Below are 25,063 nucleotides of genomic sequence, written 5' to 3' on the forward strand. Positions count from 1 at the left end.
ATCTGGGGCTATATTTTTCTCTTCAAGGTAGATGTTTAGCATCTTACCTTCTTTTTCTACCTGCGTTAATTCAAAATAATCCAGAATACCTTCCGGTAATAATAAACTGATCAGGGTTTGCTCGGCTCGACTCAAAATGAAAATTTTTGTTTGGTTTACGAATGCAAAAGAAAGAATTTATTTCCTTCCCCCCAAGAATTCCGCTTGATCCCGATTCTCTTCAAATCTGCGATAAATTTGTTGTTAATATGAACCGATATCGACCCCAATTTATAAAGCAGTTCCGTGATTTATTGAATAAACTGTAGTTTTGGGCAAAAAAAAACCTGCAATCAATTGATTTGCAGGTTTTTAAACGTTTTGTTCCTATTTCTGGTGATCCCGCTGGGATTCGAACCCAGGACCACTACATTAAAAGTGTAATGCTCTACCAGCTGAGCTACGGAATCAATTATGTTCCCTTGTTTCGGGAGTGCAAATATAGAAATATTTATTTAAAAACAATATTCTAAATTCAAATTTATCTAAAATAAACACCTTTGTCATCACTTAAACGTTGTTTTTGCATATTATCTATTTGATCATCAGTTATTTGAGTTTGTTGAAGAAATTCTGATATTTTTTTATTTCATAAGTGAAAGTGCTTTTTTATTCATCATCAGGTAAAATCCTTTGGATTTGCCTAACTTCAAACCTTCTTATCTAGCATTCGTTATTTTTTAAAAATCTCCACATAGGTCCTGTTTTTTTTAGAAAAATATTGGTAACGCAAATTTCCTCGTTTTTTCCAATCAGTGCTGCTGCTATAAAATCAATCATAAAGAGAAAATACTAACCAATATTAGTTCAATACTGATAGGGGGGTAATAGGGCTCTGGCAGGGGGGAGGTAGGGCCTTGGTTTACTCCCCAAACCTATCAATCCTTTACCAAAGATTAAGCAATGCTGAACTTAATCAGGTTACATCCTAACTACATCTTAAACCAAACCAGTAGAGCAATTCTTTATAGAGTTTTTTATGGTTTTTTTTCTAAAACCAAAATCGTCACGTAAGTGATCATAAGAAGTAAGGACAAAATTCCCGGGTATTTGAAATAACTGGTTTTTAGAAACAGATCAATTACGCCAGCAAATAAGGTAAGTCCGATCAAAAATAAAATAAACCAGGCGCCAAAGAGCACAAATTCGGCAGATTGATTGGCATTAATCGCACCAAAAGCGATGGCAAAAACTGCTGCGATACCTAAAACTAACCAAATAAATCCAGGTGACTGTCTAGCTTTTTCCTTTACCCTATTGTCAATTTTTTTGCCGAAAACAACCATCAAAACAATGATAACGAGCAGAATTAGTGGTAGGATTTCCATGCTCCAAGATATAAAAAAAGGAGAGAAGGACAATTTCCTTACTCTCCTTTTATATCATTCGCTGATATTTCCCCCCATAAAAGGCTTATACTATCACTTTTGAATCAGAAGTTCTATCTTTTTGCATAGGTTTCAAGCCTAATAATTCAAACATCCGACGATCATCGTCTAATTTTGGATTAGGTGTCACCAGCATTTCTTCACTTTCACTTGTGAAAATAGAATTAGCACCTGCCATGAAACACCAGCTTTGTTCTTCTGTAGTCATTTCTGCCCTTCCGGCACTCAGTCTCACCATTGCTTTTGGCATTAGGATTCTTGCGGTGGCAATCATTCTCACCATTTCCCAGGTGTCCACTTTCGGCAGGTCGGCAAGAGGCGTTCCTTTCACCCTGGCCAATGCGTTTACTGGTACTGATTCAGGATGCTGCTCTAAATTTGATAAGGTATGAAGCATCCGAATTCTATCTTCATGTGTTTCGCCAAGCCCAATTATACCTCCTGAACATACTGAAATGCCTGCTTTTCGTACATTGTTCAAAGTCGCCAGGCGGTCGTCATAAGTTCTGGTGCTGATAATTTCCTGATAATATTCTTTAGACGAATCAAGGTTGTGGTTGTAGGCGTATAATCCAGCTTCCTGTAATCTTTCCGCTTGCGCCTCATTGATCATTCCTAAAGTACAGCAAACTTCCAGACCGATTTCATTGACCCCTTTTACCATCTCAATAATCTTATCGAAATCACGGTTGTCACGTACTTCTCGCCATGCTGCAGCCATGCAGAATCGGGAAGAGCCTGCATCTTTAGCCCTTTGTGCAATAGCAACTACGTCATCCTTATCCATCAATGCTTTTACGGTGATACCGGTATGGTACCTTGCCGCCTGACCGCAATAAGAACAATCTTCCGGACATCCACCCGTTTTAACGGAAAGTAGTGTGCAGACCTGTACTTCACTGGCTTTATGCCACACCCGGTGGACCGTTGCAGCCTGGTAAACAAGTTCTAATAAAGGCTGGTGGTAAATATTTTCTATTTCCTGGATAGACCAGTCATTACGTAGGTTAGTATTGCTCATTTGAAGTTATGTTTATGGTTTTTGATAAGTCACTGATCCAGTTGTGATACAATTGACTTTCTATTTTAAGAATATGTTCCGCATGGAATTCCCAATCCGCGGAAAAGCTTTTCAATTGAACAATCATTTCTTCCAAATGCCCCTGTTCTTCCAAAATGATAGATCGGACACTGACTTTACTCATGTTTTTACTCAAAACATCCTGATAAATTGGATAAATCAGGTCCGCACGTACTTCAATTGCATACGTAACCAATAAGTAAGCAGCAAATTTTAGAGGTGTTCCCTGTAGTGCTAGTGTGTTTTTCAAATAGCGACTGGTCATCAGATCCAGTTTGTTCAGGTAGTATTTACTGCTATAAGGTGCCAATAGGTAGTCCGGCTCATAAGTAGGACAGGCATTGGCATTTAATCGGGTAATTTGTTTTTTCAGGTAGAAGGCATGACGGTGTTCTTCGGCTGCATGTTTTAAGACCATATAGGTAGATGTTTCTGGCTGTTCGTTCGCAGAGATCTTTCTGGCCCCGATATTCTCTTGTAAAGACAGGGTGTTGAGAAAACGTGCGTGTACCTCATCATGGTTTACTATATGCTGTAACAGTTCTTCTAATTCCATTGATTTCATTTGTTTGCACCAAAAGTATTACCTTGCCGGATAGTTAATAGGTACCAGTTTTAAGTTTATGAGTAGTCCGGTTCAAATTCCATTTCAAAGCGTGATCCGTATAGACCGGTCTTTAGATCGTCCGGTGTACCTTCAAATCGCCCATCAAATGATTAATGCCATCCAGAGAGGGGTGCTTTTGGCAGGTATCCAACTTCCAGGTACTAGAAGTATGGCAACAGATTTGGAAGTTCACAGAAAGACCATTATTGCTGCTTATGATGAGCTGGATGCTCAAGGATGGACGGAAATCAGGCCAAATAAAGGAACTTTTGTCAGAAATAAAGGCCCGCAGGAAAATATCGCCCTGCAGTCTTACGATGAAAAGATCTTGACAAGCTATCCTGCTGAAACTGGTTACCGTTTTAAGCAAAGTATACTATTGGATGTCCTCAGTGTAACCACATCCAGCAAACTGGAATTCAATGATGGCTTACCCGATATCAGACTGCTGCCCTTAGAACGATTGTCTAAAGTCTACGGCGGAATTCTGAAAAGTAAAACCAATTACAAGCATTTTGGCTATTCTCATGTAGAAGGAAATGAATATTTTAGAGAAACTTTGTCGCAATACCTGAACAATACCAGAGGTTTGCATATCAATAAAAATAATATCCTGACCACCAGAGGGATTCACATGAGTATTTACATGGCTTCCAGTATGTTAATCGAGCCTGGCGACTTAGTAATTGTTGGTGATCTGAGTTATTATCTTGCCAATATGTGCTTTCAGCAAAGTGGAGGCAAGATCATCTCAGTGCCCGTAGATGCAGATGGAATTTCTGTGGAGGCGATAAAGGAACTCTGCAAAACGAAGAAAATCAGAATGTTGTATTTGACACCGCATCACCATTATCCAACTACCGTCACGTTGAGCGCAGAAAGAAGGGTCGAATTGCTGCAATTGGCACAAACACACGGCTTTATCATTCTTGAAGATGATTACGACTATGATTTTCATTATAATGGGAATTCTGTATTGCCCCTTGCAAGTGCCGATACCAATGGCATGGTAGTCTATATTGGCTCTTTTTGCAAGTCGCTGGCGCCAGGTTTCAGATCTGGGTATTTGATTGCTCCGGAAAATCTGATCCGGGAAATGGCGAAATTTCGAAGATTAGTAGACCGTCAGGGAGATATGCTGATGGAACAAGCGCTCGCAGAATTGCTGGACGAAAAAGAAATTCAGAGACACCTTAAAAAAGCAGTCAAAATTTACCAGGAACGGAGAGATGTGTTTACAGAGCTCCTGCAAAATGAGCTTGGCGAAGAGCTGAATTTTGCTTCGCCTCCTGGTGGATTGTCTGTATGGACAAAATGGAATCCTCAGCTCAACCTGATGCGTATCAGTAAAAATTGTCTGAAAAGAAATCTACACCTGCCTCAGGAATTGCTGTATCAAACGGATAGTTTCACTGCAATGCGCCTCGGTTTTGGAAACTTGAGTACCCCCGAACTGGAAGAAGCCGTTCATATTTTATCCCTTGCCGTCAAGGAATCCTGAACTATTCGTAATTGCTCCTTTGAAAAGCATGATCAGGCTAAATTTTACGAAGTAATTGCCTGATGGAAACCAGGTGGCCAAAAAAGACAATCGGCACAATCAAGGTAGGCAGCCATACAAAAGGAAAATTAGGCAAGGCGATGTTGGGTTGATCAAATGCGAACTTTTGAAGCGGAGATGGGCTGGATAAAAGTGCGGTAAACACGATGTTGAACAGCAGCGCCAGACAAATAACATTCCATAAAAGGATCAGCCTCGGGCTTAATTTCCCTTTTCTAATGCCATACCAAGCTATTAATGGGGCAGTAATGCCAGCTAAAATATCAAAATTCCTGCCTTCAAAAGTCATGATTTCAGGTACAACTTTGTTTAGGTACAGTAAGTAAAGCCCAATCTCAACAGGAATTCTGATCAGGTTTAAGTAAGTCAGCCTTTCTAAAGGCAGACCGTCAATGAATGCTCTGCCATTTACGCTCACAAATAAGGAAACGATGGCGATCACCATCGGTAAAATTCCAAATAGGATGATTTTTGGGGGTAATGCATTGGTGTCTGTGTTGTAGGTGTTTTTTAAGGCTAAAATAGCCTGCAGGATCAGCCATGCACTTAATATGATAGCCGTAATGCCCGCTTTCTTTTTTGTGAAACGGGAGTCAGAACCCAGAATGGTCCATTGCAGCAGAATTAATGAAGCAATAGCGATCAAACAAAATAATACAGAAAGGTATACTGGTAGGTGTTCAAGCATGTTCAGCGGTTTTATCGTGATACTAATATACTGATTTTTGCTATAGTTGTTCAACCACCTTTTCCTGGAAAATCAATCGGTTTTGATTAAAAATTAGCCTAAATCCGTATTGGATAGCTGAAGCAAATATGACTGAAGAATTAGATGTTCCGGCGATCAAAGGATTGTTAGAAAGAGCAGTGCGAGAGATTCCCAATGCGGATAATCGGGTACGTTATCAAATGAATAGCTTTATCATTGCGGTAGGGGCTTATGTAGCCGCTTTAACCCCAACTGCAATTGAAGCGGCTCAGAATTTGGGTGTCCTCACTATTCATATGAATGGTACTGCCTGTAAAGTCCCAAATGCGCTTGATTATATTTTGAATATAAAAGTTAAAGGCGCAATTGGGAAAAAGAAGAAAACAGTAAAATGTTAGCTAGGTCTTTCTGATGGTCTATTAATCGTAAGCCAGCCTATATTTAAAGCCAATTTTTAAACCGGGAATCGTCTTATGCACATCTTCCGAATTCTTGTAGTTTTCCTGCACAAGAAACAAACTTGGGGCAGTAGAGAAAGAGATTTCCTTGCTCAATGCATACTCCACTTCCGTGGAAATCAACTGTGAAAAATAACTGGAAGTATTGCCGTTGAGCGTACCTAGCCAGCGTCCATTGTAATGAACTTCAAACATGAATTTATCCGATACGTTGATTTCTGCATTGGCGTTATAGCCACCGCCAGCCCCATAATCGTAGAACCTATTGTTGTAAATTCCCTTTTCTCCAAAAGCGCCTACTAATATCGGCCCCATACCAATTGATGTCTTCACCTTGGTGTTTGTGTTCAGTCCAAACTCCGAAAATAGGTTAAGGTTGATACTTTGTCCACCAAACAAAAAGCTTTGGTTGTTGATGTAATCATAGTTGGAAGTGATGGACATCAAATGTCTGTTCCGGCTATTTGCACTTAAAAGCCAGCCATTCACCGCAGCCGCAATGTTTACGGAATTTACAAAAGAACTGTCGTCCTGTCCAACTTCTGCATTAAAAGTGAAGCTGCCAAATGGAGTCTTATAGTTTTCAAACGGGTTTCCATAAATCAGTTTTAAACGCCCATATACACCAAAATTGGCCTGATCATCTCTCATATTCATCTTCCTAATCCCACTTTCTGCCTCCAGCAGCAGTACCGTGCTGTCTAGTTTCTCTGATAGGCCAGGAACTTTCCCCCATTCTCCATCTGCAATTCTCCTGAAACCATTGGTTGGGTTGATCACCAGACTAATGGTTTCATTGATATATCTTCTGAAACCTCTTCTTCGGGTTTGCAGTATTTTCTTCGTTAATCGATGAACAGATTCACCAATGGTTATCCCACCAAAAGTAGTATTGATGATGTCATTTTTTGAAGGAGCTTGATTTTCGCCAGCAGTTTCCCAGATGTAACTGCCCACTAATGCAGCAGGGGCGGATTGCCAGAATGTAAAACCATTGGTCCGGAAAGAGTTAAAGAAGACACTTCCATGGTAGGGATGGTCAATCTGGTTGGTAGGAAAAGCATCGTCATCCCAAGCCCAGCTAGAGAGTTTTAAATTGTGTCCAATAGTTTTCAGACTAATGTTCGAAAACTCTGCCTGGGTAATGAATTTACTATAAGACCAAGGAATAAGTTCTGCGAGCACTAATGATGATGCGGCCCTTACAAAGCGTTTCTTTACCGGAATTTCGACGATCGGACTGGCGAGACTATCAGTTTCAATGGAGTGAGGCGGAGTTTGTGCATAAACTGGAATTGTAATACTTAGAAAAAGGAGGGGCAGCGTCGTTCTGAAGCCGGAAATTATGCTCATATATTTTATTACCTTCAAGTAAAAACACCTTTATCTACTCCTGGCGTTAGATAAAGATGTATTAAATGGGTAACACTGAAAATTCCGTAATGTTTCTCAAATGAAGGTTTTTTTCCTAGCTCTGCCTCAAGTAAAAAATTTCAAGAAAGCTTTTTATTTAAGTTCCTGCAGTAGATTTAATAAATCCTGTTCCGATTGAAAGCCGGTAACGCGTTTGATTTCAATCCCATTGCGGTAGATGGCGACTACCGGAAGTCCTGCGATATTGATGGATTTGGTTAAAGATTTTGCTTCATCAACATTTACTCTTTCTATGGCTACTTTGCCTTTGAATTGATTTTTTAGTTTTGCCAGGCTAGGCTCCATTTCTTTGCAGGGGATACACCACTCTGCGTAAAAGTCGACCAATACATTTTTATTTGCTTTCAGCATTTTATCAAAATCATTGCTGGTAAACAGGTCTGTTTCTGACTTTCCTGCACCTTGCAATGGCAATCCAGCTTGTTCCCAGGCCATAATTCCGCCTTTTAACTCGTAAACCGTGTTAAAGCCAAGTTCCTGCATCTTCTTTACTGCATTTGCACTTCTTCCGCCACCTTTACAGTAAACATAAACAGGTTGTTTTTTATCCATTTTGGAAATTTGATCCTGGAAAGATGGATCATAAATGTTCAGATTTTTTGCTTGGTTAAGGTGTCCGGATTTAAACTCTTCCGGGGTCCTTACATCAAGGATCACTGCTTTAGGGCTGGCCTTCAATTGATTTTGAAACTCTACCGCTGACATTGTTTTGCTAACCGTTTGCGCAGTTGCTGATAAGCTGGAGCTGAAAAGGAGAAAACTGATCATGATGGCCAGGATATATAAAGAGGAGGTACTGCTGTGTTGATGCTGATAAGTTTTCATGTGCACTTGTAAAATGGTGATAGCCAAAATTAGGAAATACTATTGGATCTTTGAGTCGCGATTTGGGGAAAGCAGTGGTGCCGTGATGAAAAGCGCTTGGTTCCACTGCCAATCATTGTAGGTTGTTTAAAGTAGAGCTTGTAAACAATGAACGGGATCCTATTGTGCTGAGCCGATCTTTAAAAGGAGATCATGAGGATGTGGCAGAAGGGATTATTGAGTTCCCCGACAAGTACGCGGCTCAATTGGTGATTACAATTCCAAGAGAGTATCGTTTTCTGGAAGGATTGTTTCATCAGCGCCTTACTAATCGCCTGGCCAATCGTCTTCATCTGCTATTGGTGTTGGTTCGGGCTGAATTGTAGCGATTAAAATAAATTTATTTGCTGTTTTGTAGAGAGGCGTGTCATTTATTTCCTGGCTTCAGTTTAATATGCTTTGTATTAATTTGATTATTTAGTTTTTTTTGTAAAAAATTAGGTTATTTTTGTTTTCGGAGCCAAATGAAGCATTTTATTGTATTTCATATCCTGAAAATTCAAATACTAACTCTTTTCCTGAGAAAAACTGATTAACTCCAAGAATAAGGTCTGCATCGGATGTGCTATGTCCTTTTTTTTGCCAATTTTTTAACCTAATACACACAAATGAGCCAAACTATCAATGAATTTATGAGTAAAGTATCGTGTCGCAATACTCATGAACCAGAATTTTTACAAGCAGTCTATGAAGTTGCAGAATCTATTATCCCTTTTACAGAAGAAAACCTGAAATATAAGGTAAATAAGGTTTTAGAACGTATTGTTGAACCTGAACGTGTGATCATTTTTAGAGTACCCTGGTTAAATGATAAAGGAGAAGTAGAAGTAAACCGTGGTTTTAGAGTACAGATGAACAGCGCAATTGGCCCCTATAAAGGTGGTTTGCGTTTCCATCCTTCAGTTACCCTAAGTGTGCTCAAATTCCTTGCTTTTGAGCAGGTTTTTAAAAATAGCTTAACAGGTCTGCCAATGGGTGGCGGAAAAGGCGGCGCCGATTTTGATCCTAAAGGGAAATCTGATGCAGAAGTCATGAAATTCTGCCAGAGCTTTATGACGGAATTGTACCGCCATGTGGGTGCTGATATTGATGTGCCTGCCGGCGATATTGGTGTAGGTGCCAGAGAAATCGGTTACCTGTTTGGCCAATATAAACGTATAAAAGGGGAATTTACAGGTGTTTTAACCGGTAAGGGCTTTGAATGGGGTGGTAGTTTGATCCGTCAGGAAGCCACCGGTTATGGCGTGGTTTATTTCGTCGAAGAAATGCTGAAAGTCAAAAATGATTCCTTAAAAGGAAAGAATGTAGTGATTTCAGGTTCTGGAAATGTAGCCCAGTTTACAGTAGAAAAATGTATTCAGGTTGGGGCAAAGGTATTGACAATGTCTGATTCAGAAGGTTTCATCTATGATCCTCAGGGGATTGATGCCGAAAAGCTGCAATTCATTATGGAGCTTAAAAATGTGCGTAGAGGCCGAATTAAGGAATATGCAGATCAATATAATTGTCAGTTTTTCCCTAATGAAAAACCTTGGGGCGTCAAATGTGACATCGCTTTCCCGAATGCAACACAAAATGAACTGGATGAAAGTGATGCCGAACTATTAGTAAGCAATGGCTGTATCTGCGTGGCAGAAGGCGCGAACATGCCAACTACACCTAAAGCTATCCATGTTTTTGAACGCGCTCAGATCTTATATGCACCAGGTAAAGCTGCAAATGCAGGTGGAGTAGCCGTTTCCGGTCTGGAAATGTCTCAGAACTCGCAGCGTTACTCTTGGGATAGAGAAGAAATTGATGGTAAATTAAAAGTGATCATTTCGCAGATCCATAAAACCTGTATGAAATATGGTCAGGAAGCAGATGGCTATATCAATTATGGTAAAGGCGCAAACATCGCAGGATTTGTAAAGGTGGCAGATGCTATGATTGCACAAGGAATCGTCTAAATAACGAAGATATAGCCCGGCTATCATCTGATAATGGCTGAACATGGATCTGTTAAAAGAGAAGTGTTCAGCTTTTTTTTGTTGAAATTTAAACCATATTTTAGCTTTTCGTACCAGATATAGGGTATCGATCCCATATTTTGTAAGCAATTACTGCCTTTTGTATTCTTGTGTCAGATTAAACTGATAATTGATGCTGAACCTATGAAAAATAAACTGCTTACCCATGAAATACTCTTCGTTGTATTGTTCTCCTCAATACTGCTCGTCAAAGCGCTCTTCCCAGATGGATTCTTGAGTGGAGTGTCTGAACTACCTATTTTACTGCCGCGAATTGGCGTGATCCTGCTCTTTTTGGCGGTGTATCTATGGATCAATCTGTTCAGTATTCCGGCCTTCTTAAACAAGAAAAATAACCGCTATTTTGCCTGGATTTTACTGCTGCTGCAGTTTGCAGGTTTGAGCTTTCTGCTTGCCCTAGGGGTGAATGTGGCCAGCTATTATGCAAATCCAGCACAGTCTAATTATGGTGGATACGCCTTGTTTGCCTGGCTGGGCTACAATGATACACCTTTAAAAACGCTCTCGACAGGCTGGGATAGGGCCTCCATCATCTTGATGGTATACGGTGTTTACGCTGCTTTTAGGACCTATGTCATTTGCAGAATTGAAAACTCAGGCGCAAAAAGACCCTACTATGCCTTGATCGTAAACCAGGTTTCCGGCTTTTTAGTTTTCTATTTGCTCTGTCCTGCATTCCTCCTTAATTTCAATCTCATCAGCAATGACGGGTTTTATTCTGCCTATTTTTTAGTGGTCACAGCTATGGTATTTGTTTATGTGAGTAATACTTGCTGGTTGTTCCCTAGGTATTTAAGTTCCGGTAAGATTACTGCGGGCTTCCTTCTCAGGCTGCTGCTCTCTACATTCCTATACTCTTTTCCATTGTTATCATTTTTTAGTCACAGGGGAGAGCTGCCTGTGTTATGGATGGAAAATTGGGCGGTTCAATTGTTCTTTACGGTACCTTTCAGCTGGTGGGTTTACCGCCAGGGGAATCATCAGGCGCTGGAATTGAGAAATGCAGTGTGGGAATTGACACGTTCAAAAGCTGACCTGCAGTTTTTACGGAGCCAGATCAATCCTCACTTCTTGTTTAATGCGCTAAATACATTGTATGGAACGGCATTGATGGATGGGTCAAAAAGAACAGCTAACGGGATTCAGATGCTGGGAGACATGATGCGCTTTATGCTGGAGGATAACCATCAGGACTTTATTCCGATGCAGGATGAGGTCGCTTACCTGGAAAACTATATCGCCTTGCAGAAACTACGCATCCTGCCTTCAGATCAGATCCAAGTAGCCGCTGAGCTGTCACTTTCCCAATGCGATCATTTGATTGTCCCCATGCTGTTGATTCCCTTTGTAGAAAATGCATTTAAGCACGGGATAGATCCAGATGAAAAGTCTTGGATAATCATTGAGTTATCTTGCACAGCAGATAGCATTAGTTTTAAGGTGAGAAATAGCCTTCCTAAGGCCTTATACCTGGATCCAGAAAGAAAGTCGACAGGAATAGGTTTGAATAACGTTAGAGAAAGGCTAATGCTGTTTTATGAAGGCAGGCATCAATTGAATTATGGTCGGGTTGAAAATGAATTTATAGCCGAATTAACCCTTCACATCTCATGATCAGTACTGAAATGCCATCCGTTTTAAAGGCAATCGCAATCGATGATGAGCCCATTGCCCTGGAGGTGATCAAAAACCTTTCTTCGGAAGTGGCAGGTATCCAGCTTGTTGCCTGTTTTGCCCGGACTAAAGAAGCCCTGGTTTACCTTCAGCAGGAGGGGGTAGACCTGATTTTTCTGGACATCAAGATGCCTGGTTTGTCTGGGATCGACTTCCTGAAGTCTCTTCCTAATCCACCAATGGTGATCTTTAGCACCGCATATTCGGAGCATGCAGTGCAGAGCTTTGAATTGGATGCGATAGACTATCTTTTGAAACCTTTTTCATTTCCGCGATTTTTGAAAGCATGCAATAAGGCTTTTGAACATAGCCAGCTCCGCCATCAGCAGACGGCTGCGGTGCAGAAACCTGCTCCTGTAATTTTTATTAAAAGTGGCTATGAGCTGATCAAGGTAGCACTGGATGATTTGCTGTATGCCGAAAGTGTGGGCAATTATGTGCAGTTCGTTTTGACCAGCGGACTGGTACGCTCTCGCTTAACTATGGTAGAAGCGGAAGCACTGTTACCCGCTCCGGCATTCGTTCGGGTGCACCGTTCCTTCCTGGTTTCCAGTTCCAGAATTAGAAAGCTCGACAAGCGAAATGTCTGGCTGGAAGAGCAGCCTATTCCTGTTGGATCTATGTACAGGTCAATGCTTGAAAAGATGATTTTAACGAATCCCATTACCCCCTCATCTCCTTAAATAAATAGCCATGTTACTCAAATATTTAATGACAATTTTATTGTCAATAGGATTTTTTTTGCCCGGATTTTCTCAATTTTAAGTTAAAGTGATGGTGCTTTATGATGATGTTAACTATTTGATTTTAAATGCCAATTTCGTTATAAGAAATCGTGATGTGCCGCAAAAGTTCAATAAGATTGCTGTTGGAGATGGTTTTGAGTTAAGGGGCTTAACTGCCGGTAAGTTTTCCCTGCTGATGACCTGCATTGGTTATTCAGATTACACTGCGGAATTTGAATTGAGCCCGAAGAATCCAGTCTTTGATTTTGATCGGATTACGCTGCGGATGAAAACCAATCTGTTGAAGGAAGTGACGATTTTAGGGAAAGTAAATCCCATCCGGATCAATGGAGATACTACGGAATATCATGCCCTGTCCTTCCAGTCTAATGCGAACGATAAGGTAGAAAATCTGCTGAAACAGCTGCCCGGGATTTCGGTTGATAAAGATGGAAAATTGAGTGCTCAAAGTCAGACCATCGACAAAGTATTGGTGGATGGGCAGGAGTTTTTTGGAGATGATCCCACACTGGCTACCCGGAATATACGCACAGATATGGTAGATAAGATCCAGGTATTTGAGAAGAAAAGTGATTTGGCAACCCTGGTTGGCAGGAACGATGGGAAAGGTATTCGGACAATTAACATCAAACTCAAGGCCGATAAAAAGAAAGGATATTTCGGTAAAACCGAAGCTGGGATGGGAACCGGCGATTTTCATGCGGCCCAGCTGATGGGGGATTATTTTAACGGTCAGCAGCGGATTTCTGTTTATCGAGTGGCAGGAAACAATGGGGCGACGAGTTTAAATTGGCAGGATAACGCAAAATACGCCGCCTCTAACGTAGATATTTCTATTCCGGGATATATGATTGACCTGGGCGGTTACGATGAACTGGAGTCGCGTAACGGCAATTATGGGGGACAAGGGATTCCGGTTGCCAGGACTTCCGGCTTGCATTATGAGAATAAATGGAATAAAAATGAGAATAGCCTCAACTTCAATTACAAAATCGGGTCATTAAAAACTAAGGGAACCTAGGAAATCAATGCCCAAAATAGCTTGCCATCTGGCTTGGTCAACACCTCGGCTGGGGAGGAATTCAGTAACGAAGTATTCCGGCAAAAGTTGGATGGCGGGTTTAATTTAAAGCTGGGAACGACCGCAAACCTGAAGGTCACGATGAATGGAGGGCTTAAAAATAAGACATCAAACAGCGGCACTTTTTCTAGCTTATTGCTGAATCGGGAAGATTCAGCGGCATTGTTAAAGGAAACTAAAAACTTTAGGTATTTATCAGAAGAATCAAAAGAACAGCGATTTATGATTTCTGGTTTATATTTAAAGAAACTAAAGAAAGCAGGCCGGACTTTTACAGTCGGGCTCATGACTTCGCTGGAGCAGCTCCAGATGAATGCACAGCTCAAGTCGAATACCAGGGTTTCCAAAAGCGAGCTGGACAATGAAAATGAAGACATTGAGCAGGATAAAAACACTGCAGTTTCCAATCAAGGGCTCTATATGAACGCGACCTATTCGGAGCCAGTTTCGAAATCATTGCTGGGAAAAACAGCTATTTTTGAAGAGGGACTTTCCAGAATGATACTCAATGCATCCATCAGCAAGGTTTTCTGTAAAGAAAATGCTTTGAAAATATCCTTGTCGGGAAGTGATTTATTGAACCAGAATGTTGGATTTACCAGAAATACTTCCGGCAATCTCATCAGTCAGCAGCGTTTTACGGTGATTAAGCGGTATTTTATGCTGGCCCTTACTTACGATCTGAATAAAATGACTGCACAATAAATGTCTGGGTAAAACAATTCATTTAACCCGTTTTAACCTTCAATATTATGTTTTACGAACAATAAACAGGTGTCGGTTTCCAGGTAAAGCACTTCATTTGCCACACTGCCCATAAATAACGTGGTCAGGGAAGTGAGCCCCTGAACACCCATAATCAAAACGTCTGCCTGCTCTTTTTTTACATGATACATCAACGCGGAGGCGATATTTTTATCCTCTGCCGGAATCACCTTTAAAGGCCTGGCAGTTGGGTAAAGCTTGGTCCACTTCTCCGATTTTATCTTCACATCTTCCTGAGTATTCTTCTTGATCTCTGCGTTGGATAGACCTGGAAAGAACTGCCAGGACAATTTGGAGATGTTGATCGGCTGAAAAGTCAGCTCTTCGATCTGGCTGTAATTTTTAATCAGGCTGCCCCATTGCATCACTTTAGCTGTGTATTTTGAAAAATCTATGGCCTCAACCACCTTTGTTGGTTTTGGATTATAGGTTTCCGGGACCAGCAGGGTCTCAAAAGGAAGCATGCGGATGAGCTTATGAGCGAGCCCGCCATTGCCCTCCAGGTGCTGTTTGTTGCCCAATACTGCTAGATTGCTTTGTTTTTTCTTTGCCATCTTTTGAAATGACAATTCTGTATAATCCTCAAAGGTAATCTCCACATCGTAAGGCAGCTGATCAACAAGCAGGGTAGGAATCGTATCAGAAAGTTTCTTTTTAAGTGTATTGGCGATGGTATGGAGCTTTTCCGGGCTTTTAAAAGATTCAGGAAGCTCAGATTGTTTGATGTTATGAAAAAAGGTCACCTTGCTTAAGGGCAGTAGTTCGGTTAACAGCTGGAGGTATTGAATGAGCGACTGGTCCATTTCAGAAAGATCCAGACCTGCGATTACGTTTATTTTAGGGGTTAATGCCATGTTGTTTTCTTCTTTAAGGGGTTACTTTTGTTCAGCCATCAGGTCTGAAATGGTGTCTCTGTAGCTTTTTTCCTGTTTAGAACGCAGCTTCTTTTTATTCTTGTTCAGCTCTTCCTGTAATCCTTTTTTCAGGCTGTAGCACATGAGTAAAATGATGACGGCAAAAGGCAGTCCGGCAATAATCACGGCAGTTTGCAAAGCATCTAATCCACCTCCCCAGAGTAAAACAATCGCCACTATTGCTTGCAGGAAAGCCCAGAAAACACGCTGTAGTGGTGGGGTATAGGCGGCGTTACCTGAAGTGATGTTGTCGATCACCAAAGACCCGGAATCAGAAGAAGTGATAAAGAAAAAAGCGACCAGGAGGATCGCTAATCCTGATAAGATGGGCGTAAAAGGGATTTTCTGCAAGAACACAAACAGGGCAGTGGAGATGTCAGCATTTACGGCAGCGATCAAACTATGCTCTCCTTCCAGAATAAAATGAAGGGCAGTTCCGCCGAATACAGTCATCCATAATAAGGTGATAATGGCAGGGACAATCAGGACACCAAGGATAAATTCCTTCACGGTTCTTCCTTTAGAAATCCGCGCGATAAAACTGCCTACAAATGGCGACCAGGCGATCCACCAAGCCCAGTAAAACACCGTCCAGGAATTTTGCCATCCCGATTCGCGGTAACTGTCGTTCCAAGTGCTGATTTCGATGAAGTCCGCCAGGTAAGATCCGGTGTTTTGAATGAAACTTTTTAACAGATAGGTGGTCGGGCCAAGTACAAATACCAGCAGCATCAGCGCGAAAGCCATGATCATATTTCCCTGGCTCAGGAGCTTAACGCCTTTATCTAAACCGGAAACTACAGAAATGGTAGCTATAGAGGTAACTATGATGATGATAAAAGATTGCAGGGTGGTCGACATCTCCCAGCCAAAAAGGAAGTTTAAACCGGCATTCATTTGCTGTACGCCTAGTCCGAGGGAGGTGGAAAGGCCAAACAATGTGGCGATTACGGAAAGAATGTCGATCGAATGTCCCCACCAACCATGGATGCGCTCTCCTAAAAATGGGTAAAATAGCGAGCGGAAAGTGAGTGGAAGTTTTTTATTGAAGGAAAAGAAAGCGAGTGCAAGTCCAACTACCGCATAAATCGCCCAGGCATGCAGTCCCCAGTGTAAGGCTGTAAATTCCATCGCCTGGATGGCCAGTTCAGGTTCTGAACCCGCTGGACGTGGGGGATGACTAAAATGGGAAACTGGCTCAGCAATGCTGAAAAACATAATTCCTATGCCCATCCCTGCACTGAATAACATGGCAAACCAGGAGATATTGCTGAATTCCGGCTCCGCATCCTCTCCACCAAGCCGTATTCTTCCGAATTTTCCGAAAGCCAGATACAGACAAAAACCAAGAATAAAATTTACCGTCAGGATTAAAAACCAACCCAGGTTTTGTGTGATCAGGAGTTTTGTACTGTCGAACCAGGCGTCTAAAGATTCCTGAAAAAGCAGGCACAAAGCCAAACTGCATACAATCAGCAATATTGAGGTATAAAAGACCGGTTTATTGATGACGAATTTGAAATTTCCCGGGTGATTTTTGAGCATGTTTCTGGTTTATGAAAGCATAACACAGTTTTTGTGATTAAGTTTCTGATTATGCCACATTTGCCCCTTTATATTGACGTTTTACTCCCCTTTAATTCTGAAAATGGCTGTTTAACTTTAATCATCGTTAGGAATAGCCTTGGAAATAAAATCATAAAATTATGGAAATCAACGCCGTTAGTACCAGAATGCAGGAACGATTGATGAAGAGAAGTTAGACAGTAAAATCGATATGGGTTTCATGAAAATGACTTATTATGAGATGATTACTTTTACGATCTACCCTGAGTCCAGTATTTTACTGAAGTGAGTGCTGTGGTGACACATCTAGCGCATACAGGGAAAGGATACGCCAAACAGTTGGTAGCCTATACCTCAAAACAGATCCTTTTAGAAAATAAAACACCCTACCTGCACGTTGCTGAAAGCAATATCGGAGCGATAAAACTCTATGAAAAACTAGGTTTTGTTACCAGAAGGAAAATTAGCTTCTGGAATTTCATAAAAAGCCAAAGCTAAAATCGTTTAATGCTTTGGCATTATTACAGAATTGCAGCAGGTCTTAATTCCGTTATTTGTAATAACCAAATGATAAAACTATGAAGAAGAGCTGTTTGCTGTTTGCCGGTCTGGCCCTGTCCTGTTCGGTATTTGCCCAAAAGAACTATTTAGAAGAGTCGAAAACCGCCAAAACCGAGCGTATGCAATGGTGGCATGACGATACTTTTGGAATGTTCATCCATTGGGGATTATATGCAGTTCCTGCCGGAACTTACAACGGAAAGGATGGTGGCGCAGAGTGGATTATGGAAACGCATCAGATTCCTACCGCAGAATATGAGAAATATGCTTCACAATTCAATCCTCAACAGTTTGACGCAAAAAAATGGGTCAGTATTGCGAAAGCGGCAGGTGCCAAATATATGGTGATCACCTCAAAACACCACGACGGTTTCAGTATGTGGGACAGCAAGGTAACGGATTATGATATTGTGGATGCGACGCCATTTAAAAGAGATGTGATTAAAGAGCTGGCAGATGCCTGCAAAAGTGCTGGTATCAAATTCGGCTTGTACCATTCGATCATGGACTGGCACCATCCAAACGCCAATCCGAAACAAAAGCCTGAGCAGAAACCAGATTTCGCGAAATATAGAGAAGAATACTTAAAGCCACAGCTGGCAGAACTGATCAAGAAATATGACCCGGCGATATTATGGTTTGATGGAGAATGGATTTCTGAATGGACAGAAGACCAGGGCAAAGAACTATATAACTATCTGCGTGGTCTAAAACCATCTTTAGTGATCAACAATCGCATCAGTAAAGCCCGTGGCGGGATGGAAGGCATGGATAAGTACGAAAATGCAGCCGGAGATTTCGGTACACCGGAACAAGAAATCTTAAAAACCAATTCTCAGGAATATTGGGAAAGCTGTATGACGATCAACAACAACTGGGGCTTTGTGAAAAATGACCAAAACTGGAAATCTGCAGAAACCCTGATCAATAACCTGATCGATGTGGCCGCAAAAGGAGGGAATTACCTGTTAAATGTAGGCCCAAACGCAGCAGGTGAAATTCCTGCAGCAAGCGTAGAACGATTGGGAGAAATGGGAGAATGGCTGAAACAGAATAAAGAAGCGATCTATTCGACAAACAGCTTAGAAAACTATAAGGAAGGGGATCATTTACGCTTTACGCAAAGTAAGGATGGTAAAACTACCTATGCGATCTTTAATCAGCAGCAGGAAAATGAAATCTCAATTGCTGCAATTCAGCCAAAGAAAGGATCAAAAATCTATCTGCTAGGTCTGAATCAACCCTTAAACTGGACCAGCAGCGATGGGAAGTTAAGGGTTAAACTACCGGCAGACTTGCCCGGTAAATATGCCTGGGTGCTAAAAATTCAAGTCGCTTCCAGTAAAGGGAAATAAGAAATAAACTTGGAAGCGGTACGTATTGCTTTAGAAATACAGCCGCTTTTTCGGGTTTAATTAATGCATTCGGTTTGAAAAGCGGGTAACCAATGTCGGATATAAACAAAAAAAGCATCTCTTTTGGAGATGCTTTGATTAAATCATCGATCAATTAGATGGCTTTAACATTTGTTGCGTTTAGGCCTTTTTTGCCGTTTTCAACTTCATAAGTAACTTTGTCGTTTTCCCTAACTGGGCCTGCTAATCCTGTTACATGTACAAAGATCTCTGCATCTCCGTTTTCAGGTACGATAAAGCCAAATCCCTTTGACTCATTAAAAAATTTTACTGTTCCTTCTGGCATTGTATTTTATTTAGTTATTAAAGATAAGTTGTTATCGCTTCCAATTAAGTGGTTGCTCAACGATAGTGAATAACAAGTGTAAAATAGGGATTGTTTAAAAGAAATCTAAGTTTTTTTAATAAAATATTTTAAAATAATTCCTTTCCCCCTTTAACATGCCTTTTAACGCGGTTTTTAGCGATTTAGTCTATTTTGAAATGAATAGCTTTTCTTAACTATTTTTTCTTGTAGCGTCGAATTTGTCAAGGTTGTTTCAGATATTCTTCGGGAAATAGTTTTAATAGTAGCTAAAACTATTTCTCTGCTCAGTCGTTTTAAATATAAAGTCCATCATTATGTCTATATTTCTTGAATATCCATCCGCTGAAGATTATCCGGTTTATGAACCTAAACCTTTTGCTACAAACTGGGAATAATCCTGTTTAAAGAATTTTATCCAGGGCATCTAGCATCTTTGTCCAGGAACTCTCTGCGCTTTCTACGAAATGAGCCCAGTTTGCTGGCATTTTTTGAGTCAAGGTGAGTTCTGCACCAGTAGAATTCGGTATAATGTCAATCACGATCTCTGAGTGATCCGGAGAATCTGAGCGTACAGCCCAGGTAAAAGCCAGGTGCAGTGGTCTGTTGATCTCTGTATATTCACCAATGTGGTCAACCTGATCCTCTTCCCGGCGTACGATATAGGAAAAAGATCCTCCAACTTTAGGATCGGAGTGAAGACTTACAATCTTTTCATCCCGAACTTCGGGACCAAACATAAATCTTCCAACCATTGCGGTATTTAACCAGGCATCAAACACGTCTTCCGCAGATACCGAAAAATGACGGCTTACTGTAGCATGAGCAGGGAGTTGATCGTTCATGATTTCCATTTTTTAAATTATTTATGATGAGCTATTATTTCCATATAACTTTTATCGGGACCATAATGTTTTATCCATATAAAATAATCCCTTGATCTGTCTCCGTAACTGTGCTATCTGGGCAATTGTCTGGATGTCAAGGTCTTTTTGCTGTTCAACTCCATCGCTATGTTTCCTTTCTTTTCTCTACATCAAATCCCTCTATTTAATAATGGTTAATTTTTTAGTGCATCGGCAGGATAATTATTGACTGATCTAATTTTAATCCCTATTTTTAAATCGAACCATAAAATGAAATATGAAACTAAAAATTAACTTATCCCTTTTTGCCGCACTCAGCTTCTTATTGGTAAGCCAGGCCTCCGCTCAAAAAGGCTGGACCAATCTTTTTAACGGAAAAGACCTGAAAGATTGGAACATTAAAATCTCTAAACATGATTATAACGATAATTATGCGAACACTTTCCGAGTAGAAGGTGGTCTGATCAAAGTAAATTACGACGGCTATGAGCAGTTTGATCAGCAATATGGACATATTTTTTACAAAAAACCTTTTTCATACTACCTGCTTAGAGTGACCTATCGCTTTGTTGGCGATCAGGCTAAAGGGGGAGAAGGATGGGCGATAAGAAATAGCGGCGCGATGCTGCATTGCCAGGCACCGGAAACGATGCTTAAAAACCAGGATTTCCCAATTTCTGTAGAAGGACAAATTTTAGGTGGTGATGGAGAACATGTGCGTCATACCAGTAATGTATGTACACCAGGTACGCAAATCGTATATGAAGGGAAATTATTTACCCCGCATTGTCTGGATTCTAAGTCCAAAACTTATGATGGCGACCAATGGGTAACTGCTGATTTTCTAGTCTTAGGAGATTCGGTGATTAAACACATCATTGATAAAGAAGTGGTATTGGAATATACTAAACCGCAAATTGGTGGAGGTAACGTCGCTAACTATGATCCGAAAATAAAGCAGGATGGTAAAGCGCTGACCGGCGGTTACATTTCTTTGCAGAGCGAAAGTCATCCTATAGAGTTTAAAACCGTAAAGCTTTTTAATCTCGCGCCTTATGCAAAAGATAAAGCAAAGCTGGATAAAATGATTGCCAAGGTGTTAAACGATTAACAAATTAGACCCTGAATAAAGGAGTCGAATCACAAACAGGCCTCATCTGTAGCTTAAGAAACTATAGCGAGGCCTGTTTTTTTATTTAACCAAGGTTTAAAGTTTAGTCGAGAGTTTGAACCCCGCCGCCATTCACAAATAGGGTTTGTCCGCTTACCCATTCTGAAATAGGGGCAGCAAAATACAATACAGCTCCAGAAATATCCGATGGCTCCCCTAATCTTTTAATTGGCGTATGTGCCAGCATTCTTTCTTCAATTTCTGGCGTCAGTACTGTAGATAATGCTGCAGTTCTGGTTGCTCCCGGGCCAACAGCATTGATGCGAACTTCCGGTCCGAAATCCATAGCCAGGTTGCTGGTCATGTGGTTGATTGCCGCTTTAGAAGAGGCATATGCACTTATATTCGGACTTTTATTGATACTGCTCATCGATGTGATATTGATAATGCTACCATAGCCATCTTTTTTCATTAAGGGCACACACAGCTGACAAAGTCGCCAGGCACTGAAAACATTTAGCTTGAAAACGTGTGCAAAGTCATCTACAGTAATTTTAAATGGGTTTTCTCGACCAGCACCGCCGCCGCCTGCATTGTTGACCAGGATATGCACCCCACCCAATTCCTGATCAGCGCGTTCCACAAGACGGACCAAATCATCATCATTGGTCACATTACATTCAACCGCTATGGCTTTACCGCCTTTAGCGATGATTTCTGCAACCACTGCTTCTGCATCTTTCAGTTTTAAATCGGCAACGGCAATAGCGGCGCCAGCATCTGCAAGCGTTTCACAGCAAGCTTTCCCAATTCCATTACCACCCCCAGTTACAATGGCGACTTTCCCTTTCAGGTTAAAAAGTTCGTTCATAAGCATATCCTTTCTTTAATATAAATGGCCTAAATCCAACTTTGACAACTGATTTAGACATAAAAAAAACAACAGGACCTGGGAAATGTTTGGAGGATAGAGCAGTTCATCTGAAGAACTGTCAATTTTCTGTGGGGATGCCATTGTAATGCAGGTATTCTATTTTAAATTAAGATATTGGAAGTTCAGGAAATTAAATCAGGCTGATTGTAAAATCAGATTGATCTTAAAATGTAGCATATAGCCTGTAAAATCTGAGTATAAATGAAAACTAGCCGAAAAAACGAATTTTTTAAACTAAAGATCTTATTGCTCCTTCTTTTGGTGGTCTCATTTTCTTCCTGCGTTTCCAGATTAGCCAGGCCGGCTATATCAGGTGTGATCGTGGATTATGACAAGAAACCAGTAGCGGATTGCCGTGTTGGAGAAACGACCACAGACAAAAACGGAAAGTTTTACCTCACAGAAAAAAGATACAACAAGTTTTTACTCTCAGAAATGATGGTCATGGAAGCGCCGCCAATCTGGGTGATGGAGCCAATTACGAAAGAAGGCTTTAAAAGTGATGCCATTACCTTTTCGAATCCACGTGGCGGCGGTCAAGCTAAAGGAGCAAAGTACCAGATAGATACCATTTTCCTAAAGAAAGTAAATCAACAATTCGATGTCGAGCGTCTGCTGGCCGACAAAACCTGGAATTTAAGCTATACTAAAAATGCAGATACCATATATATGGTTAGCCCCAAATTTAACGAATGGTGCAAAACGGAAAACTGCCATGCTTTTTATAACAGTTATGAGGTTTTAACAGATAACTATTACCATTCCAATAGTAAAAACCTTACTGGTGGTGTGATCAAGAGGTTTATTGAAGTTCGATTTAATGCGGATCATTCTGGTCAATTGCAGCAGGTACAACATTACATGCATACTTATGAAGGGCCAAATAAACCGATTGATACCCTGAAAACCAATATTAACTGGACCTTCAAAAAACCAGAGCTCATCAGATTTGTAATTCCCCAAAGAGCCGAAATCAGTCATCCCTATAAAATAGCTATGCTGGATTTATATCACATGATGCTGATCAAAAGCAAAGAATAGCGATTCCTCTAAGTAAAAAAAAGATATACGACCTGAAAAATGAAAATATTGACCCAAAGTAAAACCATATATATCATACTATTGACCTTAATGATCACGGCCTGTCAAAATGCCTCAAAGCAATCCGTACAGGAATCCAAAATACCTGCTGCCTTAAACCAAGATCCAGAACTGATCAAAGTGTTATCCGAGCAGCTCAAAAAAGGAGACGATGAAAAATTTAAATATACCGAAAAGGACCTTGATGTCACTGTACCCGTTCTTAAGGAAGAATTGCTGAAGTATGGTTTTAAACCCGTCACCGATGAAGTCTTCGCAGAAAGAATAGGCAAGATATTCGGAAGAAAGATCGATCCCGCTTCCAGTTCCAGGTATTTAGCCATTCATTTTGATCCGGCGCCCAATACAGAAAGGTACGCCAGTCCGGCTTGTAATAAAGAACTGGTGTTTAAGGGCAGCCGTCTCGGAGACAGCAATCCTGTATATGTCATTAAAAACGGTAATTTCATTACGGAACTGTTTGCCTTGCCTCGAATCATAGACTATAAAACGAAGTATCCTGAGCTGTCTTCTTTGGAATCCAAAGACCCTAAAATGTCTCCCTGGAAAGACGATGCCAACCTCGTGGCAGATCGGAAAAAGATCATCGAAAGGTTTGCCATTCGAAATATCTACCTGATCAATGAGGATAAAAGCCGCTTGCCATGGCTAATTAAAAATGATCCTGCATTTCTGGAAGACCTGGTCACTGATTTCGGCTATACCGCTGATCCTAAATTACTGGAATGGCTGATGAAAAGAAGTTTAGCATTGCGCTGGCCAGAGGAAATTCTTGGGGAAATATTATGGAGAATAGGCTGTAATGGGGAGTTAATTTTTCATGAAGCGGCATTCGAGGTGTTAAATAGTTTAAGCAGCAAAGAAAATAGCAGCTACCTGGAAAACCTCAGTCTTCATATTTCAAATATCGACCTCAAAAAAGAACACCGAAGTTTTGACCTTGAAAAAAGAACGAAACTGCTGACTTACCTATGTTACCAAGGGACTAAAATTGCAAAAGAAAAGGGCAGTGACTATGGTTATAGCTTTTTCCCGACGCTGAATAAACCAGCGTATATTGCGGAGATGAAAAAGCACAATTTCTACGGACTTCCTGGATGTGAAGCGCTTTTTGAGGATATCAAAACCGCTGGTACAAGCTTTTATTTTGCGCCTTAACAATCACATAACTCCACATTAACTATAAGCTTATTTCTTCCTGCTAGGTTTGCCACCGTTAGATTCAGGAAGATTATGAAAGAATTAAGTGAATTATCAGACCAGCAGCTGTTGAAATCTTGTCGCAATGGAAATGATAAAGCATTTGATCTCCTCTTTCAGCGATATTTCAAACCGCTCTACTCACTCTCTTTAAAATATGTGCGTGATCCGGAAGTGGCCGAAGAATTGGCAATGGACCTGATGATGTGGGTGTGGGAAAAAAGACAGCTCGACTTTTGCCCTGACGGCAACCTGAAAGCTTATTTATTTAGAGCGATACGCAACAGCGTGATCAGCTTCTTCCGCAAAAAGACTTTAAATACCCAGCCACTGGAAGAGTACCATGAAGAAACCATGCCGGATTCCAGACATGCAGACCACCACCAGATCTATACAGAAATCGAAGCCTGCTTCCAGGAAAAACTGAATGAACTGAGTCCACAGCGACGTAAGGTCTATGAAATGAGCAGAGAGGAAGAGCTGACCTACCCGCAGATCGCTCATCAATTGAATCTTTCCGCTAATACGGTGAAAAGTCATATGAGCTATTCTTTGAACCACTTGCGTAAAAGTTTACATGAATACCTGGACGTCACCATTGTGGTTACGCTTTTCTGCTGGTTTATAAAATAATTCAATTATTTTTCTAAACCC

24 protein-coding genes, 1 tRNA gene and 1 pseudogene are annotated in these 25,063 nt (G+C 40.9%); 14 read left to right on the top strand and 12 right to left on the bottom strand.

From position 1 onward, the window contains the following. Window positions 1–373: 373 nt before the first annotated feature. The 4 genes from H9X96_RS20205 to H9X96_RS20220 all read right to left on the bottom strand — a co-directional run bounded on the left by H9X96_RS20205 (window position 374) and on the right by H9X96_RS20220 (window position 3,064). Window positions 374–449: transfer RNA gene (locus H9X96_RS20205), tRNA-Lys, on the bottom strand. A 567-nt stretch (window positions 450–1,016) separates the two neighbouring features. Next, window positions 1,017–1,367, bottom strand: coding sequence for a hypothetical protein (locus H9X96_RS20210; protein WP_187668022.1), 351 nt, complete (start codon window positions 1,365–1,367; stop codon window positions 1,017–1,019). Between the two features lie 85 nt (window positions 1,368–1,452). After that, complete coding sequence (gene bioB / locus H9X96_RS20215; RefSeq protein ID WP_187668023.1) at window positions 1,453–2,448, bottom strand: biotin synthase BioB; 996 nt, start codon at window positions 2,446–2,448, stop codon at window positions 1,453–1,455. Next, window positions 2,435–3,064: a hypothetical protein gene (locus H9X96_RS20220; protein ID WP_187668024.1), complete on the bottom strand. Its 630-nt coding sequence runs from the start codon at window positions 3,062–3,064 to the stop codon at window positions 2,435–2,437. Before H9X96_RS20220 ends, bioB begins: the two co-directional genes overlap by 14 nt. A gap of 67 nt (window positions 3,065–3,131) precedes the next feature. Between H9X96_RS20220 and H9X96_RS20225 the strand changes: the two genes are divergently transcribed. After that, a complete protein-coding gene (locus H9X96_RS20225; protein ID WP_187668025.1) occupies window positions 3,132–4,616 on the top strand; it encodes a PLP-dependent aminotransferase family protein in 1,485 nt (494 codons plus the stop codon). A 37-nt stretch (window positions 4,617–4,653) separates the two neighbouring features. On the opposite strand, the gene H9X96_RS20230 is transcribed toward H9X96_RS20225, so the two are convergent. Continuing rightward, window positions 4,654–5,364: a hypothetical protein gene (locus H9X96_RS20230; RefSeq protein ID WP_187668026.1), complete on the bottom strand. Its 711-nt coding sequence runs from the start codon at window positions 5,362–5,364 to the stop codon at window positions 4,654–4,656. Window positions 5,365–5,492: 128 nt separating this feature from the next. On the opposite strand from H9X96_RS20230, the gene H9X96_RS20235 reads away from it, so the two are divergent. Further along, on the top strand, window positions 5,493–5,783 hold the full coding sequence (locus H9X96_RS20235; RefSeq protein WP_187668027.1) for a hypothetical protein: 291 nt from the start codon (window positions 5,493–5,495) through the stop codon (window positions 5,781–5,783). A gap of 21 nt (window positions 5,784–5,804) precedes the next feature. Here the strand turns inward: H9X96_RS20235 and H9X96_RS20240 are convergent, their stop codons facing one another. Continuing rightward, a complete protein-coding gene (locus tag H9X96_RS20240; protein ID WP_187668028.1) occupies window positions 5,805–7,196 on the bottom strand; it encodes a DUF3943 domain-containing protein in 1,392 nt (463 codons plus the stop codon). 153 nt (window positions 7,197–7,349) lie between these two features. Further along, window positions 7,350–8,102 (bottom strand): thioredoxin domain-containing protein, encoded by a 753-nt coding sequence (locus H9X96_RS20245; protein WP_187668029.1) that lies wholly within the window; start codon window positions 8,100–8,102, stop codon window positions 7,350–7,352. A gap of 122 nt (window positions 8,103–8,224) precedes the next feature. On the opposite strand from H9X96_RS20245, the gene H9X96_RS20250 reads away from it, so the two are divergent. The 6 genes from H9X96_RS20250 to H9X96_RS20275 all read left to right on the top strand — a co-directional run bounded on the left by H9X96_RS20250 (window position 8,225) and on the right by H9X96_RS20275 (window position 14,377). Further along, window positions 8,225–8,467, top strand: coding sequence for a hypothetical protein (locus H9X96_RS20250; RefSeq protein ID WP_187668030.1), 243 nt, complete (start codon window positions 8,225–8,227; stop codon window positions 8,465–8,467). A 282-nt stretch (window positions 8,468–8,749) separates the two neighbouring features. Continuing rightward, window positions 8,750–10,090 carry an NADP-specific glutamate dehydrogenase gene (gdhA, locus tag H9X96_RS20255; RefSeq protein WP_187668031.1) on the top strand — a complete coding sequence of 447 codons (1,341 nt, stop codon included), beginning with the start codon at window positions 8,750–8,752 and terminating at the stop codon, window positions 10,088–10,090. A gap of 204 nt (window positions 10,091–10,294) precedes the next feature. Then, entirely contained in the window at window positions 10,295–11,785 is a 1,491-nt protein-coding gene (locus tag H9X96_RS20260) for a sensor histidine kinase (protein WP_187668032.1), read from the top strand. After that, window positions 11,782–12,528: a LytTR family DNA-binding domain-containing protein gene (locus tag H9X96_RS20265; RefSeq protein ID WP_255431184.1), complete on the top strand. Its 747-nt coding sequence runs from the start codon at window positions 11,782–11,784 to the stop codon at window positions 12,526–12,528. Before H9X96_RS20260 ends, H9X96_RS20265 begins: the two co-directional genes overlap by 4 nt. Window positions 12,529–12,619: 91 nt before the next feature. Next, the gene (locus H9X96_RS20270; protein ID WP_187668033.1) at window positions 12,620–13,612 is read left to right on the top strand and encodes a hypothetical protein; all 993 of its coding nucleotides are present in this window, start codon (window positions 12,620–12,622) and stop codon (window positions 13,610–13,612) included. Window positions 13,613–13,645: 33 nt separating this feature from the next. Beyond that, window positions 13,646–14,377: a hypothetical protein gene (locus tag H9X96_RS20275; RefSeq protein WP_187668034.1), complete on the top strand. Its 732-nt coding sequence runs from the start codon at window positions 13,646–13,648 to the stop codon at window positions 14,375–14,377. Window positions 14,378–14,409: 32 nt separating this feature from the next. Here the strand turns inward: H9X96_RS20275 and H9X96_RS20280 are convergent, their stop codons facing one another. Next, the gene (locus tag H9X96_RS20280) at window positions 14,410–15,291 is read right to left on the bottom strand and encodes a universal stress protein (protein ID WP_187668035.1); all 882 of its coding nucleotides are present in this window, start codon (window positions 15,289–15,291) and stop codon (window positions 14,410–14,412) included. A 21-nt stretch (window positions 15,292–15,312) separates the two neighbouring features. Then, complete coding sequence (locus H9X96_RS20285; RefSeq protein ID WP_187668036.1) at window positions 15,313–16,896, bottom strand: BCCT family transporter; 1,584 nt, start codon at window positions 16,894–16,896, stop codon at window positions 15,313–15,315. 303 nt (window positions 16,897–17,199) lie between these two features. Between H9X96_RS20285 and H9X96_RS23155 the strand changes: the two are divergent. Continuing rightward, a pseudogene (locus H9X96_RS23155) lies at window positions 17,200–17,415 on the top strand (GNAT family N-acetyltransferase); the annotation flags it as partial. Window positions 17,416–17,495: 80 nt separating this feature from the next. Next, window positions 17,496–18,833 (top strand): alpha-L-fucosidase, encoded by a 1,338-nt coding sequence (locus H9X96_RS20295; RefSeq protein WP_187668038.1) that lies wholly within the window; start codon window positions 17,496–17,498, stop codon window positions 18,831–18,833. A gap of 154 nt (window positions 18,834–18,987) precedes the next feature. On the opposite strand, the gene H9X96_RS20300 is transcribed toward H9X96_RS20295, so the two are convergent. Together H9X96_RS20300 and H9X96_RS20305 are read right to left on the bottom strand one after the other, a co-directional pair. Continuing rightward, window positions 18,988–19,179, bottom strand: a complete 192-nt coding sequence (locus H9X96_RS20300) for a cold-shock protein (RefSeq protein WP_062548246.1) — start codon at window positions 19,177–19,179, stop codon at window positions 18,988–18,990. A 422-nt stretch (window positions 19,180–19,601) separates the two neighbouring features. Beyond that, window positions 19,602–20,042, bottom strand: coding sequence for an SRPBCC family protein (locus H9X96_RS20305; protein WP_187668039.1), 441 nt, complete (start codon window positions 20,040–20,042; stop codon window positions 19,602–19,604). A gap of 298 nt (window positions 20,043–20,340) precedes the next feature. On the opposite strand from H9X96_RS20305, the gene H9X96_RS20310 reads away from it, so the two are divergent. Then, window positions 20,341–21,174 carry a DUF1080 domain-containing protein gene (locus H9X96_RS20310; RefSeq protein WP_187668040.1) on the top strand — a complete coding sequence of 278 codons (834 nt, stop codon included), beginning with the start codon at window positions 20,341–20,343 and terminating at the stop codon, window positions 21,172–21,174. A 103-nt stretch (window positions 21,175–21,277) separates the two neighbouring features. On the opposite strand, the gene H9X96_RS20315 is transcribed toward H9X96_RS20310, so the two are convergent. After that, entirely contained in the window at window positions 21,278–22,051 is a 774-nt protein-coding gene (locus tag H9X96_RS20315) for a glucose 1-dehydrogenase (protein ID WP_187668041.1), read from the bottom strand. 258 nt (window positions 22,052–22,309) lie between these two features. Between H9X96_RS20315 and H9X96_RS20320 the strand changes: the two genes are divergently transcribed. The 3 genes from H9X96_RS20320 (at window position 22,310) to H9X96_RS20330 (ending at window position 25,042) form a co-directional block, all read left to right on the top strand. Then, window positions 22,310–23,149 carry a hypothetical protein gene (locus tag H9X96_RS20320; RefSeq protein WP_187668042.1) on the top strand — a complete coding sequence of 280 codons (840 nt, stop codon included), beginning with the start codon at window positions 22,310–22,312 and terminating at the stop codon, window positions 23,147–23,149. Window positions 23,150–23,188: 39 nt separating this feature from the next. Then, on the top strand, window positions 23,189–24,367 hold the full coding sequence (locus H9X96_RS20325) for a hypothetical protein (protein ID WP_187668043.1): 1,179 nt from the start codon (window positions 23,189–23,191) through the stop codon (window positions 24,365–24,367). A 75-nt stretch (window positions 24,368–24,442) separates the two neighbouring features. Continuing rightward, window positions 24,443–25,042, top strand: coding sequence for an RNA polymerase sigma factor (locus H9X96_RS20330; protein WP_187668044.1), 600 nt, complete (start codon window positions 24,443–24,445; stop codon window positions 25,040–25,042). Window positions 25,043–25,063: the final 21 nt, after the last annotated feature.

This window comes from Pedobacter sp. N36a, from assembly GCF_014472395.1.
Taxonomy (GTDB): Bacteria; Bacteroidota; Bacteroidia; order Sphingobacteriales; family Sphingobacteriaceae; genus Pedobacter.